At 63.4% G+C, this 15,560-nt stretch carries 13 protein-coding genes and 1 tRNA gene; 4 read left to right on the top strand and 10 right to left on the bottom strand.

What is annotated here, in order from left to right:
• Positions 1-37: 37 nt before the first annotated feature.
• Together CQ012_RS14315 and CQ012_RS14320 are read left to right on the top strand one after the other, a co-directional pair.
• On the top strand, positions 38-1,945 hold the full coding sequence (locus CQ012_RS14315) for an NHL domain-containing thioredoxin family protein (RefSeq protein WP_105657030.1): 1,908 nt from the start codon (positions 38-40) through the stop codon (positions 1,943-1,945).
• A gap of 181 nt (positions 1,946-2,126) precedes the next feature.
• Complete coding sequence (locus CQ012_RS14320; RefSeq protein WP_105657029.1) at positions 2,127-3,365, top strand: MFS transporter; 1,239 nt, start codon at positions 2,127-2,129, stop codon at positions 3,363-3,365.
• Here the strand turns inward: CQ012_RS14320 and CQ012_RS14325 are convergent.
• The 8 genes from CQ012_RS14325 to CQ012_RS14360 form a co-directional block, all read right to left on the bottom strand.
• On the bottom strand, positions 3,362-4,384 hold the full coding sequence (locus CQ012_RS14325) for a zinc ribbon domain-containing protein (protein WP_105657028.1): 1,023 nt from the start codon (positions 4,382-4,384) through the stop codon (positions 3,362-3,364). The genes CQ012_RS14320 and CQ012_RS14325 overlap by 4 nt on opposite strands.
• Positions 4,385-4,450: 66 nt before the next feature.
• Complete coding sequence (locus CQ012_RS14330; protein ID WP_105657027.1) at positions 4,451-5,986, bottom strand: helicase HerA-like domain-containing protein; 1,536 nt, start codon at positions 5,984-5,986, stop codon at positions 4,451-4,453.
• A gap of 18 nt (positions 5,987-6,004) precedes the next feature.
• Positions 6,005-6,772 (bottom strand): amino acid ABC transporter ATP-binding protein, encoded by a 768-nt coding sequence (locus tag CQ012_RS14335; RefSeq protein WP_105657026.1) that lies wholly within the window; start codon positions 6,770-6,772, stop codon positions 6,005-6,007.
• Positions 6,759-7,424, bottom strand: coding sequence for an amino acid ABC transporter permease (locus tag CQ012_RS14340; protein ID WP_105657025.1), 666 nt, complete (start codon positions 7,422-7,424; stop codon positions 6,759-6,761). Before CQ012_RS14340 ends, CQ012_RS14335 begins: the two co-directional genes overlap by 14 nt.
• Before the next feature lie 73 nt (positions 7,425-7,497).
• On the bottom strand, positions 7,498-8,325 hold the full coding sequence (locus tag CQ012_RS14345) for an amino acid ABC transporter substrate-binding protein (protein WP_105657024.1): 828 nt from the start codon (positions 8,323-8,325) through the stop codon (positions 7,498-7,500).
• A gap of 87 nt (positions 8,326-8,412) precedes the next feature.
• On the bottom strand, positions 8,413-9,342 hold the full coding sequence (locus tag CQ012_RS14350; protein WP_105657023.1) for an AEC family transporter: 930 nt from the start codon (positions 9,340-9,342) through the stop codon (positions 8,413-8,415).
• 69 nt (positions 9,343-9,411) lie between these two features.
• Positions 9,412-9,482 (bottom strand) — tRNA-Gly (locus CQ012_RS14355).
• Positions 9,483-9,587: 105 nt separating this feature from the next.
• On the bottom strand, positions 9,588-10,073 hold the full coding sequence (locus CQ012_RS14360) for an SseB family protein (protein WP_105662527.1): 486 nt from the start codon (positions 10,071-10,073) through the stop codon (positions 9,588-9,590).
• A 111-nt stretch (positions 10,074-10,184) separates the two neighbouring features.
• On the opposite strand from CQ012_RS14360, the gene CQ012_RS14365 reads away from it, so the two are divergent.
• Positions 10,185-11,891 (top strand): fumarate hydratase, encoded by a 1,707-nt coding sequence (locus CQ012_RS14365; protein WP_105662528.1) that lies wholly within the window; start codon positions 10,185-10,187, stop codon positions 11,889-11,891.
• A 425-nt stretch (positions 11,892-12,316) separates the two neighbouring features.
• Here the strand turns inward: CQ012_RS14365 and CQ012_RS14370 are convergent, their stop codons facing one another.
• Positions 12,317-13,177: a M15 family metallopeptidase gene (locus CQ012_RS14370; protein WP_181148811.1), complete on the bottom strand. Its 861-nt coding sequence runs from the start codon at positions 13,175-13,177 to the stop codon at positions 12,317-12,319.
• A gap of 189 nt (positions 13,178-13,366) precedes the next feature.
• Between CQ012_RS14370 and dcd the strand changes: the two genes are divergently transcribed.
• On the top strand, positions 13,367-13,948 hold the full coding sequence (gene dcd / locus CQ012_RS14375) for a dCTP deaminase (RefSeq protein WP_013349886.1): 582 nt from the start codon (positions 13,367-13,369) through the stop codon (positions 13,946-13,948).
• Positions 13,949-14,028: 80 nt separating this feature from the next.
• Here the strand turns inward: dcd and CQ012_RS14380 are convergent, their stop codons facing one another.
• Positions 14,029-15,351, bottom strand: a complete 1,323-nt coding sequence (locus CQ012_RS14380; RefSeq protein WP_105657019.1) for an MFS transporter — start codon at positions 15,349-15,351, stop codon at positions 14,029-14,031.
• Positions 15,352-15,560: the final 209 nt, after the last annotated feature.

The raw sequence follows: 15,560 nt of genomic DNA on the forward strand, positions 1-15,560 counted from the left end.
GAATTGCCGCAGCCGCGGCGACAGCGAAAGGATCACCATGAGCACTTCCGAATCCGTCCGCGCCAATTACAAGGTGCGCGCCAGCGAACTGCTGGGCCGCAACTGGCTGAATACCGGCGGCAAGCAACTGGATCTGGACGCATTGCGCGGCAAGATCGTGCTCCTGGACTTCTGGACCTTCTGCTGCATCAACTGCCTGCACGTGCTCGACGAGCTGCGCCCGCTAGAGGAGCAGTACAAGGACGTGCTGGTCACCGTCGGCGTGCACTCCCCGAAGTTCGAGCACGAAGCGGATCCGGATGCGCTGGCCGCCGCCGTGGAGCGCTACGAAATCCACCACCCGGTGCTCGACGACCCGGAATTGGTCACCTGGCAGGCCTACGGTGCCCGCGCCTGGCCTACCCTGGTGGTATTGGATCCCGAAGGCTACATCGTCGCGCATCTGTCCGGCGAGGGCCACGCCCAGGGCCTGGGCTCGCTGGTCGAGGAACTGGTAGCCGAGCACGAAGCCAAGGGCACGCTGCACCGCGGCAACGGTCCGTACGTGGCACCGGCAGCCCGCGAGGGCGACCTGCGCTTCCCGGGCAAGGCGATCGCCCTAGCCAACGGCAACTTCCTGGTGGGCGATTCGGGCCACCACCGCCTGGTCGAACTGGCCGGCGACCTGTCCACCGTGGTGCGCACCATCGGCGCCGGGGTCAAGGGCTATGCCGACGGGGACGCTGCCACCGCGCAGTTCAACGAACTGCAGGGGCTGGCCGCCTTGCCGGCGGAACTGGCCGCCGAAGTCGGCTACGACGTGATCGTCGCCGACACCGTCAACCACCGCCTGCGCTCGGTGAACCTGGCCACCGGCGCCGTGGGCACCCTGGCCGGCAACGGCGTGCAGCGCCTGCTGGATTCGGAGAACGCCCGCCAAGAAGTCCAGCCTACCGAGCTGGGCACCGATGCGCTGAATATTTCGCTCTCGTCCCCATGGGATGTGCTCTACCACCCATCGGGGCAGGTCATCGTCGCGATGGCCGGAACCCACCAGATCTTCGCCTTCGATCCGCGCACCGGCGCCGTGTCGGTCTTCGCCGGCACCGGGCTGGAAGGCCTAACCGATGGCGCGCCGGATGAGGCCTGGTTCGCCCAGTCCTCGGGCCTGGCACTGGATGGCGAAAACGTGTGGATCGCCGACTCGGAAACCAGCGCCCTGCGCTGGATCGAGGTTGAAGAAGGCAAGGCCAAGAGCGTGAACACCGCGGTGGGCACCGGCCTGTTCGACTTCGGCTTCCGCGATGGCGATGCGCAGCAGGCGCGCCTGCAGCACCCGCTGGGCGTGGCCGTGCTGCCGGACCACTCGATTGCCATCGCCGACTCCTACAATGGCGCGGTGCGCCGCTTCGATCCGGCCACCAAGACTGTCTCCACCCTGGCCAAGGGCCTGAAGGAACCGGCCGACGTGCTGGTGGACACCACCGTGGACGGCGATCCGGTGCTGCTGGTCGTGGAGACCAACTCCCACCAGCTGGTGCGCATCCCGATCCCTGCCGAAGCACTGGTGGTCGACCAGGGCGCCAGCCAGACCCAGCGCCCCAAGACCCGGGTGCAGGCCGGCAAGCACGGGATCCTGGTCCGCTTCGCCGCACCCAAGGGGCAGAAGCTCGATGACCGCTGGGGCGATCCGACCCAGCTGAAGATCTCGGCCAGCCCGGAGGAACTGATCCTCGACGGCGCCGGCACCTCGGTGGGCCTGTCCCGCACCCTGGAACTGAATCCGGAGGTGGCCGAGGGCGTGCTGCACATTACCGCCCGCGCGGCGGCCTGCGATGGCGAACCGGGCGGCGAGATTCCCGATCACGCGGCCTGCCACCTGTACCAGCAGGACTGGGGCATCCCGGTGGTGCTGGACGCAGAGGGCGAGAATGAACTGCTCCTTGACCTGCGTGGCGTGAACTAGCCCCGGCCCGAAGCATGCATCAGGCGCACCAGCGATGGTGCGCCTTTTGCGTGCCCGGCGGCGAACGCCGGGGCAGCGCCACAGCAAGAATCTGAGGAAACCTCAGCATTTTCCTGCCCGGGTGGCTAGACTGGAGGGCGGGAGGAGCCGGAGGGATCTGGCGGTAGCTATGGCGTCGAAAATGTTCCGTGCACTGGAAGTACCAAATTACCGGTTGTGGGTGATCGGTGCGCTGGTCTCCAATATCGGAACCTGGATGCAGCGCGTGGCCCAGGACTGGCTGGTGCTCACTGAGCTCACCGACCATGATGCAGTGGCCACCGGCATCACCACCGGCCTGCAGTTCCTGCCCGTGCTGCTGCTGGGCCCCTATGCCGGACTGATCGCCGACCGCTTCGACAAGCGCCGGTTGCTGATCCTCACGCAGAGCTTCATGGGAGTCTGCGCCCTGGTCCTGGGCCTGCTGGTGGTTACCGGCACGGCGCAGCTGTGGCATGTCTACGTGCTGGCCACGATGCTGGGCATCGGCGCCTCCTTCGACGCCCCGGCACGCCAGGCGTTCGTCTCCGAGGTGGTTCCCGGCACCCACCTGGCCAACGCGGTGGCGTTGAACAGCGCCAACTTCAACCTGGCCCGGCTGGCCGGGCCCGGCGTGGCCGGTGCGGTCATCGCGCTGGTGGGCACCGGACCGGCGTTCCTGCTCAACGGCGCCTCATTCCTCGCGGTGATTTTCTCGCTGGCGTTCATGCGCAAGGACGCACTGAACCCTTCCAAACCGGTCGCGCGCGCCAAGGGGCAGGTGCGCGAGGGCTTGGCCTACGTGAAGAACCGCAAGGATCTGGTGCTGATCTTCTTCCTGGCCGGCGTGATCGGCACCTTCGGGCTGAACTTCCAGATGACCAACGCGCTGATGGCCACCGAGGTCTACGGGGTAGGAGCAGGGGAGTACGGCATCCTGGGCTCGATCATGGCCGTGGGCACCTTTGGCGGGGCGCTGTTCGCCGCCCGGCGTTCGGCTCCGCGCTGGCGCTTCCTGATCGGCGGCGGCGTGTTCTTCGGCATCGCCGGGATTGCCAGTGCGTGGATGCCCAACTACATCGCATTCGCGCTGGTGCTGATCCCGGTGGGACTGGGGTCGCTGACCTTCTTGAACAGCTGCAACACCATGGTGCAGACCTCGGTGCCCCCGGAGTACCGGGCGCGCGTGCTGGCGCTGTACCTGATGGTGGTGATGGGCGGTACGCCCATCGGCTCGCCGCTGATCGGCTGGTTCGCTGAACTGTTCGGGATCCAGATCGCCGTGACCATTGGCGCCGGGTTGTCGCTGGCCGCCAGCTTGGCAGCGCTGGTGGTCTGGCAGAAGTTCAAGACCAACGCGGTGCCGCTGCGCAGCCAGTTCCGCGAACTGCTCGGACGCTAGCCGGCCACCTGTTCGCCGCCGGCCACCGGAACCACGGAAACTTCGGTGGTGCTGGTGGTCAGCTGCGCGGTGAAGGAGTAGTCATCCTTGACGGTCTTCTTGGCCTTGGCGCCGGTGCGCAGATCCTGCTCGGTCAGGGTCAAGGTGGCGGTGGCCTTCAGCGGGGACAGCACCCAGGCGCCGTTGTAGTAGTTCACTTCAATGGTGGGGTACTTCGCGATGGACCAGTCGATGGTTGCCGGGTCCACGCGCGCCGAGGTGCTGTAGGCGAACGGGCATCCGGCAGGCATCAGCACCTGCTCGCTGGCGCACTCGTTGAGGTAGTTCTTCACCTTGGCATTGATGGCAGCGATGAATTCCTTGGTCGGCTCGGTCTTCAGCGCGATCTCCACCGGCTCCTTGGCAGGCTTGGTGACCACCATCCCGCGGGTGTCGGCCGCAAAGTTCTTGGTGCTGAAGCTCGCGTCGAGGATCGAGGGGTAGAACACCGGAAGGGTGCTCACGCCAGCCGATAACGGGATCTTCTGCTCGTTGACCGTGACCTCGTTGACGGTGTTGGCCTTGATCTTCACGCTGGGCAGCGTGCTTGGCTCGAAGGCCCACTTGTCGAACAGCAGCCAGGATTTGCCGGCATGGCGCAGCGTGTAGGTCGATTCCTTGTCCACGCCGTGGGCCTTGTAATGCGCGGTGACGGTGCGCAACTGCTCATCGCCCTCTACCGCCTGGGCCTTGTCGGTGGAGAAATCCGTAATTCCGGCCTGGGTGCGCTTGAGCACGTCCCCATCCAGGGCAACAGCATCGCCCTGCGGGACCTGGGCCTGCATCAGGCCCAGGGCTTCGGCGCCTTCGCCCCTGGCCAGATGCTGCTGCAGTGCCTGCACCTGGTGCTGGGGGGAGAAGAGCGTACGGTTGGCGGCGATCGTTCCGGCAATGACCAGAAAGACGACAGCCGCTGCAGCCAATGCCCAGCGAAGAGCCAGGCGGGCAGCGGAGATCGGCGTGGAATTACGAGTGTTCATCAGTAGCTAGGCTATCTGGTTTCCGGGCCCAGACCGAAAACGGCGTGCTGGAAGAGCCAGGTATTACTAACGGCGGCGCTTGCGGTTGCCGAAGAAGCCGCGGATCAGCTCGCGGCCAAGCACCTTGGCGGCGCCCATGGCCATGTCCATCATCGGGTTCTCTTCTTGGCGCGGTTGGCTCTGGCGTGGGGCGCTTTCCCGTCGTGGCTCCTTCGCCGGCTCGGGAGCAGTCGCTGGCTCCGGCGCCGCGGCCCGGGTTTTGGCCTCGAGCATTTCGCGGGCAGAATCACGATCCACTGCGGCGCTGTACTGCGCAGCCAGCGTCGAAGTGCCACGGACCTGGGCCATCACCTCAGGTGAGGCCGGGCCGATGTTGGACCCCGGCGAGGACATCTTGGTCCACGCTACCGGGGTCGGTGCACCTTTCTCGCCCAGCACGGTGACCACAGCCTCGCCGACACCGGCCTGGGTCAGTGCTTCCTGCAGGTCCAGCTCACCGGTTGGGAAGGTCTTGATGATCTGCTTGAGCGCGCTCTGGTCCTTGGCGGTGAACACGCGCACCGCATGCTGGATGCGGTTACCCAGCTGGCCGAGCACCTCATCGGGCAGGTCGGTCGGGGACTGGGTGATGAAGAACAGGCCCACGCCCTTGGAGCGTATCAGGCGCACGGTGTTGATGATCGCATCGGTGAACGCCTTGGTCGCATCCTTGAAGAGCAGGTGGGCCTCGTCGAGGAAGAACACCAGCTTGGGCTTCTCCAGGTCCCCGGCTTCTGGCAGGTCCTCGAACATGTCGGCCAGGAGCCACATGAGGAACGTGGAGAAAAGCATTGGCTGGGAGCTGACCGAGGGCAGTTCCAGGATGTTGATGACGCCCGCGCCGTCGCGCACCTGCAAGAAGTCCGCGGTATCGAACTCCGGCTGCCCGAAGAACTGGTCCAGTCCCTGGGTCTGCATGATCGTGATGCCGCGCAGGATCACCGATGCGGTGGATGAGGAGACGCCGCCCAGGGCGGCCAGCGCCGGGGCGCCGTCGTCGCTGAGCAGGAAGCTGATGACAGCTTTCAGGTCGCTGAGGTCATCCAGCGGCAGCTTATTGGAATCGGCGTAATGGAAGATCAGCTGCAGGCATTCTTCCTGGGTTTCGTTCAGTTCCAGGACACGGGCCAGCAAAATCGGGCCGAAGGCGTCCACGCTGGCGCGTACCGGGACGCCCTGCCCATTGCCACCCAGGCTGAGGAACTCGACCGGGTTGGTGCGCGCAACGAATTCGTGGCCGAGCTCGGCCAGTCGGGCACTGAGCTTCTCCGACGGTTCGGCAGGCTGCGCCAGGCCGCTCAGATCGCCTTTGACATCGGCGAGGAAAACCGGAACCCCGGCCACAGAGAGCTGTTCTGCCATGGTCTGCAAGGTGACGGTCTTGCCGGTGCCGGTGGCACCAGCGATCAGGCCGTGGCGGTTGAGCATTTTCAACGGCAGGCGGACCTGCGCGGTTGGCTCGGCCTTGCCGCCGATCAGTGCAGCCCCGAGCTCCAAGCAATCGGATTCGAAGTTGTAGCCTTCAACGAGGCTGGTCAGCAAAGTATTCGTTTCCTGGGTCATGGCTTCACTTTATTGCTTTTAGAACGGGTGCAACAGACGCTGGACGAAAGTTTGGGTGCGGGGGTTGGCAGGCGTGCCGAGCACCTTGGCCGCCGGACCGGTCTCCACGACCACCCCGCCATCCATGAACACCACGGTGTCGGCCACATCCCGGGCGAAGGCCAGCTCGTGGGTCACCAGCACCATGGACCAGCCCTCCTGGGCCAATTCCTTGATGACCGTGAGCACCTCGCCGACCAGCTCCGGATCCAGTGCGCTGGTGGGTTCGTCGAAGAGCAGCAGATCCGGCTGCTGCATCAGCGCGCGGACAATGCCCACGCGCTGCTGCTGGCCGCCGGACAGGGAGTTCGGGTAGGCGTCGGCCTTGGCTTCAAGGCCCACGCGGGCCAGCAGCTTCTTCGCCTGCGCCAGGACCTGGTCCTTGGGACGCTTTTGCACCTCGATCGGCCCGATGCTCACGTTCTGCAGCACCGTCAGATGGGGGAACAGGTGATGTCCCTGGAACACCATCGCCGAACGCTTGCGCAGGATCTGTGCGGCCTTGGGTTTCATCCCGGCGCTGAAGGAAACTTCCGGCCCGCCGGCGAATCCGACGGTGCCGGCATCGGCGATTTCCAGGCCGTTCAGGCAACGCAGGGCGGTGGTCTTGCCAGAGCCCGACGGGCCAATCAGTGCAACTACTTCACCGGAATGCACGGTGAAGTCGATGCCTTCGAGCACCTGGTTCTCGCCGAAGGCCTTATGCAGGGCGGTGACGGAGAGCAGGGCGGAATTACTTGGCGACATACTTTTCAAGCCTTCCTTCAACAGAGTTTTGCAGGGCCGAAAGTACCAGGCAGATGACCCAGTAGATGGCTGCGGCCTCGCAATAGAGCAGCAGGAACTCGTAGGTGGAGGCCGTGATTTCCTGGGCCTTGCGGAACATTTCGGTGACCAGGATGGTGGAGGCCAGCGAGGTGTCCTTGACCAGGGAAATGAAGGAGTTCGACAGCGGCGGCACAGCCACCCGGGTGGCCTGCGGCAAGATCAGCCGGTACAGGGTGCGCGTGCGCGACATGCCCAGGGTGTAGCCGGCTTCCCATTGGCCCTGGGGGACCGAGAGGATCGCGGCACGAATGATTTCAGCGGCGTAACCGCCGATGTTCAGGCTGAAGGCGATGATGGCACTAGGCCACGGGTCGATGGTCAGGCCCACCGAAGGCATGCCGTAGAAGATGACGAACAGCTGCACCAGCAGCGGCGTGCCGCGAATGATGGAGATGTAGATCCGGGCAATCGAGGAGATGACCCGGTTCTTGCTGATCCGCATCAGCGCCATCAGCAAGGCGATGACCAGGCCCAAGGCCATGCTGATCAGGGCCAGCGGAATGGTTGCCGTGATCGCCCCGAGGGCTAACGGCCCGAGCGAGTCGAGGAATAACTGCCATTTCGAATCCATGGGCTACCTTTTGCGCAAATGAGACTGGCTCCACGCGTTCTTACGTGTGGAGCCAGTCTACTTATAGTGTTTGCTACTTGCTGACGTCTTCGCCGAAGTACTTCTCGGAGATCTTTGCCAGTTCCCCCTCGGCGCGCAGCTCCTCGAGCGCGGTGTCAATGGCCTGGGCCAGTTCAGTGGAATCCTTGCGCAGGGCTACAGCGGATTCGCTCTTCTCCTCGGATTCGGCAGCGATCTTGATGCTGTCATCCGGGTTGGTCTTCTGCGCATCCAGGAACGTCAGCTTGTCGTTCACGGTGGCATCGACACGGCCCTGCTTGAGCAGGGTGATCGACTGGGCCCAGCCTTCCACCGGCTCGACGTTCGCGCCGGCGGCCTTGGCGGTCTCGTAGAAGTTGCTGGTCAGCGACTGCGCGGTGGTCTTGCCCTCCAACGTCTCGAAGGAGGTGATCTCGCTGTTATCGCTCTTGGTCACCACCACGCCGGTGGAGACGGTGTAAGGCTCGGTGAACAGGTACTTCTCTTCGCGTTCCGGGTTGATCGAGACCTGGTTGGCGATGGCATCAAAACGCCCGGCATCCAGTCCGGCGAAGATCGCGTCCCACTGGGTTTCCTGGAACTTGACCTCGACGCCCATCTTCTCGCCGACGGCTTCGATGACCTCGACGTCGTAGCCGGTCAGCTCGTTGCCCTCGTGGTAGGAGAACGGGCGGTAGGTGCCTTCGGTGCCCACGGTCAGCACGCCCGAATCCTGGACCTTCTTCAAGGTGGCTCCGGTGTCCGCCGAGGACTTGGCGCCACCGGATTCGCTTGCGGAGGTCGATGGGCCTGCCGAGCCGCAGGCGCTCAGTGACAGGGCGATAATTGCGGCAGTAGCCAGCAGTGGTGCGGTGCGCTTCATGGTGACCTCGCTAGGGGAGTGGATAAAAGCTGTTGTCCTACTGAACACTCTAGTGATGATCGCTTATTCCTGCAGGTGGAAGTTACGCTAAATTCCGAGGACGATCGCCAGCAGCATCATCAACGGGATCGCGCAGATGGTGGTGACCAGGACCGTGTCCTTCGCGATTACCACCCCGTGGTCATAGCGCATGGCCGTCACGAAAATGTTCTGCGCAGTTGGCAGGCCGGCCATGATGACCGACGCCACCAGCAGCTCGCCACGCAGATTGAATACCCAGTAGGCCAGTGCCCAGGCCAGGAACGGGTGGAGCAGCAGCTTGGCCCCGGCGGCGATCAGCACATCGGCGCGGCGGCCCGACTTCTTTTCCAGCGGCTTGGAACCCACCAAGGAGATGCCGAAAGCCATGAGCATGGCGGGGATCGAGGCGCCGGCGATCAGGTCGATCGGTTCGAGCACGATGGAGGGCAATTCGATGCCGGTCAGCGCGACGGCCAAGCCGAGCAGCGACCCGATGATCATCGGGTTCTTCGCGGTGGCCAGCAGCAAAGCGATCGGGGTGGTGCGGTGCCGCGAGGTGGTGGCATCCAGCATCGCCAGATTTATCGGCTGGTAGAGGGCCAGCTGGAAGAGGATGATCGGGGCCGCGTAGGACATGTCGCTGAGCACGTACAACGCGATGGGCAGGCCCAAGTTGGCGGAGTTCACCGTGGAGGCGGACATTGCCGCGATGATGCTTTCCGAGGCCGGGCGCTTGAGCATCCGGGCCGTCGCCAGGTAGTAGAGCACCGCGGTCAGCGCCGCGGACAGGGCGGCAACCCAGAGCAGCGGCCCGAGCACGGAAACCGGATCGGACTCGGCCAAGGTGGTGAACAGCAGGGCGGGGCTGGCCACGAAGAAGGTGACCCGGCTGAGCACATGGCGGCCTTGCTCGCCCAGCACCCCGGTGCGGCCCACCAAGTAGCCGACGAGAATGACAACCCAAATGATGGAGAAGCCTTCGAGGACTCCGGTCATCGTGCTCCTTCGCTGGCTATCAGCAGACCAACAACGCCGGAGCACCATTGGTGCCCCGGCGTTCGCTTGAGCGGGCGACGGGAATCGAACCCGCGTATCGAGCTTGGGAAGCTAGCGCTCTACCATTGAGCTACGCCCGCAGTGCACCGAGCGGCCTATTGACGGCCCGGGCATCAAAAGCATATCCCACGAATCCCGCGCACCGGAAAACGGCACGGAAAATCGTGGCCAAAGTTACGCAATGCCTATTCGGAGGGCTTCTCGTTGAGCAGCTGCTCGCGCAGGATCGCCACCCCATCGGCCGGGACCTCGAAGCTGAGCTCGTCGCCGGGGTTCACCACGAAGCCGGTGTTCTCCAATGCGCGCACCACGGTGGCGCCCTGGACCTTCACGCCGTAGGGCGCCATGTCGATGTACGAGGAGGGGATGCGCTCCAAGGTGGTGAAGACCGCTACCACGGCCTCGCCGGAAGGGTTGGTCAGCATCATCGGCTGGGCATTCTTGTTCTCGCCGGTGACCTCTTCACGGGAGAGGAAATACACCTCGGCGCTCATGAAAGCGCCGATGACCGAGCCGGACAGCTCAGGTTTGTTGAGCCCGGCCTGCAGCATCATTTCGAAATGCGTCTTGGGCTGTGCCCGCTGCTTGTCCATTGGCGTTTCGATGATCGCATCCGGGACCTGGTCTGGTTCTTGGCCTTCAGCGGCGGCGGAGGTGTTCTCGTTGCTCATGTACTACAGCATGTCGCGATAAACCCCCAGGTGCAAACGCCGAATGCGGTTAATTCGGGGTAAAGGCCTAAAATGGCAGATGAGCACACACGATTGAATCAAGGACTGAGCATGCCTGAATTCCGTTACGAGGATCTTCTGCCAATTGGCGAAGATACCACCCCGTACCGCAAGATTTCCTCCGAAGGTGTCGAAGTTGTCGCCGGCCCGGATGGAAAGAACTTCCTGAAGGTCGCGCCGCAGGCACTGGAGCAGCTGGCCGAGACCGCGCTGCACGACATCTCGCACTACCTTCGCCCGGCCCACCTGCAGCAGCTGCGCAATATCCTCGACGACGAGGATGCCAGCCCGAACGACAAGTTCGTCGCCCTGGACCTGCTGAAGAACGCCAACATCGCCGCCGGCGGCATCCTGCCGATGTGCCAGGACACCGGTACCGCGATCGTCATGGGCAAGCGCGGCCAGCGCGTGCTGACCGAAGAGCAGGACGAGATCTCGCTCTCGCGCGGCATCTACAATGCCTACACCCGCCTGAACCTGCGCTACTCGCAGCTGGCTCCGATCACCACCTGGGAAGAGAAGGCCACCGGCAACAACCTCCCGGCGCAGATCGACCTCTACGCGAACACCAAGGACGGCGCTGACACCAGCTACAAGTTCCTGTTCATGGCCAAGGGCGGCGGATCGGCCAACAAGTCCTTCCTGTACCAGGAGACCAAGGCGATCCTCAACGAGAACTCGATGCTGAAGTTCCTCGATGAGAAGCTGCGTTCGCTGGGCACCGCCGCGTGCCCTCCGTACCACCTGTCCATCGTCATCGGCGGCACCTCGGCCGAGATGGCGTTGAAGACCGCGAAGTACGGTTCGGCCAAGTACCTGGATTCGCTGCCGACCGAAGGCGCGATGACCGGCCGCGGCTTCCGCGACACCGAGCTGGAAGACAAGGTCCTTGAGCTGACCCGCCACTTCGGCATTGGCGCGCAGTTCGGCGGCAAGTACTTCTGCCACGATGTGCGCGTGGTGCGCCTGCCTCGCCACGGCGCCTCGCTGCCGGTGGCCATCGCAGTATCCTGCTCGGCTGACCGCCAGATGCTGGCCAAGGTCACCGAAGCGGGACTGTTCGTCGAGCAGCTGGAAACCGATCCAGCCCGCTTCATGCCGGCGGAGGACCACCCGGCCCTGGCCGCGCACGACGACGAGACCGATGGCGTCACCGGCACCGGTGGCTCTTCGGTGGTCAAGATCGACCTGAACAAGCCGATGAGCGAAATCCTGGCCGAGCTGACCAAGTTCCCGGTCAAGACCCGCTTGTCGCTGTCCGGTCCATTGGTTGTGGCCCGCGATATCGCACACGCCAAGGTCAAGGAACGCCTGGATGCTGGCGAGGAAATGCCGCAGTACCTCAAGGACCACCCGGTCTACTACGCAGGTCCTGCCAAGACCCCTGAAGGCATGCCTTCGGGTTCCTTCGGCCCAACCACCGCAGGCCGCATGGACTCCTACGTGGACCAGTTCCAGGCTGCCGGCGGCTCGATGGTCATGCTGGCGAAGGGCAACCGCTCCAAGCAGGTCACCGACGCATGCAACACCCACGGCGGCTTCTACCTTGGTTCCATCGGCGGCCCGGCGGCACGCCTGGCCCAGGATTGCATCAAGAAGGTCGAGGTGCTCGAATACGAGGAACTGGGCATGGAAGCGATCTGGAAGATCGAGGTCGAGGACTTCCCGGCCTTCATCGTTGTCGATGACAAGGGCGAGGACTTCTTCGCCGAGACCTTGAAGCCGACCTTCACCGGCATTCCGGTGCGCGCGAAGTAATTCTCCAGCGCTCTGGGCAGGAACCACCTGCCATGAACTGCTCCCCAAAATTTGGACTGTAGAAGCCAGCAACTTTTGGGGAGCATTTTCATGCCACCTGGCGCCACGCAACCTGGAAAACCGTTCCCGGGATTGCTCGCGGTGCGGAGGGCAGATTCCAGGATGCTCCCGCAAAAGGGAAGCCCCTTGCGCGAAGCGCAGAGGGGCAGGGTGCTGACGAGGCTACTTCGTGTGAACTTGCTGCTTCGCGTCCCGGGCACTAGTTAATATTGGACGCTAGTACTGGATGCCCCGCTGCACCCTGATTCGGGCACCGCCCAACGCCCAGCGGATTCGGGCAGAGCCGCGAAATGGCGACTCGCAGCAACAATGTTCGTGGTTCCGGCGGTTCTAGTGGAGCTGGCAGCGGCCTGTTCCAGACCGGACTACTGCGTGAAGCCGAAGCCCCAGTCGCGGTACGGCGGAAGGAAACGCAGGACCATCAAGTCCTCGTCCACGACCACATCTTCGCCCGCCTTCTTGGATTTTTCCTGCGGCTCTTCGTCTTTGGCTTTCGCGGGTTCTTTCTCGATAGCTGCCTTTGCTTCGCTTTGCTCGGCCTCCGCTATCGAGGCAGCCAGCATCTGGTGGTACTCTTCGAAAGTTTCCGCTCCGGAAGCAAGCATCGCTTCGGCATGCTCGACGCCGACATAGCGCACATGCCACGGCTCGTACTTGTAGCCGGTGATCTCTTCCTTGCCCTGGGGGTAGCGGATGATCAGGCCGTATTCCGCCGCGTGCTCGGCAATCCACAGGCCAGCCGGGGTCTGGCCGAATTCGGCTTTCAATTCGGCGCGGCTATCGGTGTAGCCCAGGTCTGCCGCCAAACCAAGCTGGTGCTCGCTGGTTCCGGGGCGCGCAGAAATCCGTTCGGCATAAGCGGTGCCGTACTTGGCTTGGTACTGGTTGAACAAGACCGCCTGGCGCTGGTACGAACGGTATGCGCTCAGCAGCTTGATCGAATGGCCGGCAGCGCGCGCATCAGCAATGAACGCTTCAACGGCCTCTGCCGCCTCAGGACGCAGGGTCATCGAGCTGCCGGCAACACCAACGAGCTTGCCGGGAACGTAGTCCTCCGGCGAAAGCTTCGTGGTGGGGTTGATCAAGGCCAAGGGGCTCGATGCCTTCGACAGCTGCGAGCTCTGGACAGCAGGCAGATCCTCGGCCGGCGCAGCGAGTGCGGCGGTGCCGGAGAGCAGCAATGCCGATGCGAGTACGGTGCCAGTCAGCGCGGAGGCTAGGCGCATGTTGAATAAACCCTTGAGTTGCGGAGCGATGATGGGAAATCCCACCTTAACGATAGCTGGAAACGCTGGGTAATTGGTGGGAAATCTGCGACCAGCTGGTGAACAGGATGCGGCCAGTGATCTCGACTCACTGTACATAATTGGCCTAATAGTTCGGCTGCCGGGGAAAGTCAGGATAAATTTATACGCGTGTTGTATTCAGATGGTGACATTCGTCGAGAAATAGCGTCCGGTGAGATTGGGCTAGAGCCCTTTGACCCGCAGATGGTCCAGCCCGCATCCGTGGATGTTCGACTTGACCGGTTCTTCCGGCTTTTCGATAACCACAAGTATGCGCACATCGATCCTTCGGTGGAGCAAGATGAACTGACGCGCCTGGTCGAGGTCGACCCCGATGAGCCATTCATCCTGCACCCGGGCGAATTCGTGCTCGGCTCGACCTACGAAGTGGTGACCTTGGGCCACGGCGTGGCCGCGCGGCTGGAAGGCAAGAGCTCCTTGGGCCGCCTTGGCCTGCTGACCCACTCCACCGCGGGGTTCATCGATCCGGGGTTCTCCGGCCACGTGACCTTGGAACTGTCCAACATGGCTACCTTGCCCATTAAGCTGTGGCCGGGATCGAAGATCGGCCAGCTGTGCTTCTTCAAGCTGACGTCGGACACCGAGCATCCATATGGTTCGGGACCCTACGGCAATCGCTACCAGGGCCAGCGTGGCCCCACGGCTTCGCGCAGCCACCTGAACTTCCACCGGACCATCATCGAGAACTAAGCGGCAGTACCGCTCAGGATCCCGCAAACGGCGCTGGCCCCCAACATTTGTTGGGGGCCAGCGCCGTTTGCGGCTGGAAGCTACGCGGTGACCTTCTTGGGCGACCGGATTGGCAGGAGCAGGAGCAGGCCGAGCGCCAAGACCACCAGGATGCCCAGGATGCCGTAACGCTGGGCTTGGCCGGATGCCACCAGCGGGGTAGCGATGGCGATGGCTCCGGCAAACAACGCCGGTGCCAGGAAGGACACGGCGCGACCGGTGGTCGCGTACAACCCGAAGAGCTCTCCTTCGCGTCCTTCGGGAATCAAGCGCGAGAGGTAGGAGCGGGAAGCTGCCTGTGCCGGTCCGACGAACAAGCACAGCAGCAGGCCGAAGATCCAGAAGCCCGCGGCTTCGGGGGAGAAGAAGACTCCGGCGCCGGCAACCAGCAGGCCGATCAGCGAACCGACAATGACCGCCTTTGGGCCTGCCACGTCATCGATGCGGCCGCCAAGCACCGCGCCAAGGGCCGCAACGACGTTGCCGACGATCGCGAAGATGATCACTTCGGTCAGTTCGAAACCGAAGGTGCCCGCGGCAATGACGCCGCCGAAGGTGAAGATGGCGGCCAGCCCGTCGCGGAAGACGGCGGAGGAGCAGAGGAAGAAGAGCAGGTTGCGGTCGCTGCGCCACAGTTCCCTGATGTTGTTGAACAGGACCTTGTAGGTAAGCATCAGCGGGATTTTCTTCGAGGTGCTCGGTGGCGCTTCGGGGATGACGAAGAACAGCGGCAGCGCGAAGAGCAAGCACCAAGCGGCAGAGAACACTGCCACCCAGCGCAAGTTCAACGATTCTTCGGTGCTGGCACCTGGCCAGTCCACGATTGGCTGCACGAACAGGAAGAGCACCAGGGCGAGGGCGAGGATTCCGCCGACGTAGCCCATGCCCCAGCCGAAACCGGAGACCTTGCCGACCGTTGCCTTGGTGGAAATCTGGTTCAGCACCGCGTTGTAGTTCACGCCGGCGAATTCGCCGAAGACCGACATGGCCGCGACGAGGATCGCGCCGAACCAGAGGTAGGAAGGGTCGGGGTAGACGAAGAAGCAGGCCGCGCAGATGGCGACGAGAACCAGGGTGTTGACCACGATCCACAGCTTGCGCCGCCCGGCAACATCGGCGCGAAGCCCGGTGACGGGCACCAGCAGGGCGATGGCCAGTCCGCCGATGGCCAGTGCCTGCGAGAGGACCAGCGACGCATGGTCGGTGTCGCCGAATAGCTCGCTGGTGAGATAGACGGTGAACACGAAAGTGATCATGACAGCGTTGATCGCGGCTTGTCCCCAATCCCAGCTGGCCCACGCCCAAGTGTACTTATTAAGCCACTTTTCACGAATCGCCGACGGTTCGACCTGATTGATTCCCATGCTGGCATCGTACCTGCAACAGGTAATCAGGCGATGAATAGGAACGACCTTTTGGAGAATAGCGGCTAGCTTGGAAAATCAGCTGGTCGCGGAAAATGCAGGGAATATTCCTTAAAGGGCACATTCGTGCGATTGCAGGCAGGCCACGGCTGATAAAATTACAGATGCAGGCGCTTTTCGAAGTGCTCTGGATACTCTGCCCACCACCA

It is taken from the genome of Arthrobacter sp. MYb214 (assembly GCF_002979865.1).
Lineage (GTDB): Bacteria > Actinomycetota > Actinomycetes > Actinomycetales > Micrococcaceae > Glutamicibacter.

Excerpts from the sequence above, each read along its gene's own strand:
- CQ012_RS14370 (WP_181148811.1), bottom strand. The coding sequence starts at position 13,177 with ATGCGCCTAGCCTCCGCGCTGACTGGCACCGTACTCGCATCGGCATTG.
- CQ012_RS14365 (WP_105662528.1), top strand. The coding sequence starts at position 10,185 with ATGCCTGAATTCCGTTACGAGGATCTTCTGCCAATTGGCGAAGATACC.
- CQ012_RS14350 (WP_105657023.1), bottom strand. The coding sequence starts at position 9,342 with ATGACCGGAGTCCTCGAAGGCTTCTCCATCATTTGGGTTGTCATTCTC.
- CQ012_RS14340 (WP_105657025.1), bottom strand. The coding sequence starts at position 7,424 with ATGGATTCGAAATGGCAGTTATTCCTCGACTCGCTCGGGCCGTTAGCC.
- CQ012_RS14335 (WP_105657026.1), bottom strand. The coding sequence starts at position 6,772 with ATGTCGCCAAGTAATTCCGCCCTGCTCTCCGTCACCGCCCTGCATAAG.
- CQ012_RS14315 (WP_105657030.1), top strand. The coding sequence starts at position 38 with ATGAGCACTTCCGAATCCGTCCGCGCCAATTACAAGGTGCGCGCCAGC.
- CQ012_RS14345 (WP_105657024.1), bottom strand. The coding sequence starts at position 8,325 with ATGAAGCGCACCGCACCACTGCTGGCTACTGCCGCAATTATCGCCCTG.
- CQ012_RS14320 (WP_105657029.1), top strand. The coding sequence starts at position 2,127 with ATGTTCCGTGCACTGGAAGTACCAAATTACCGGTTGTGGGTGATCGGT.
- CQ012_RS14380 (WP_105657019.1), bottom strand. The coding sequence starts at position 15,351 with ATGGGAATCAATCAGGTCGAACCGTCGGCGATTCGTGAAAAGTGGCTT.
- CQ012_RS14325 (WP_105657028.1), bottom strand. The coding sequence starts at position 4,384 with ATGAACACTCGTAATTCCACGCCGATCTCCGCTGCCCGCCTGGCTCTT.
- CQ012_RS14330 (WP_105657027.1), bottom strand. The coding sequence starts at position 5,986 with ATGACCCAGGAAACGAATACTTTGCTGACCAGCCTCGTTGAAGGCTAC.
- CQ012_RS14360 (WP_105662527.1), bottom strand. The coding sequence starts at position 10,073 with ATGAGCAACGAGAACACCTCCGCCGCCGCTGAAGGCCAAGAACCAGAC.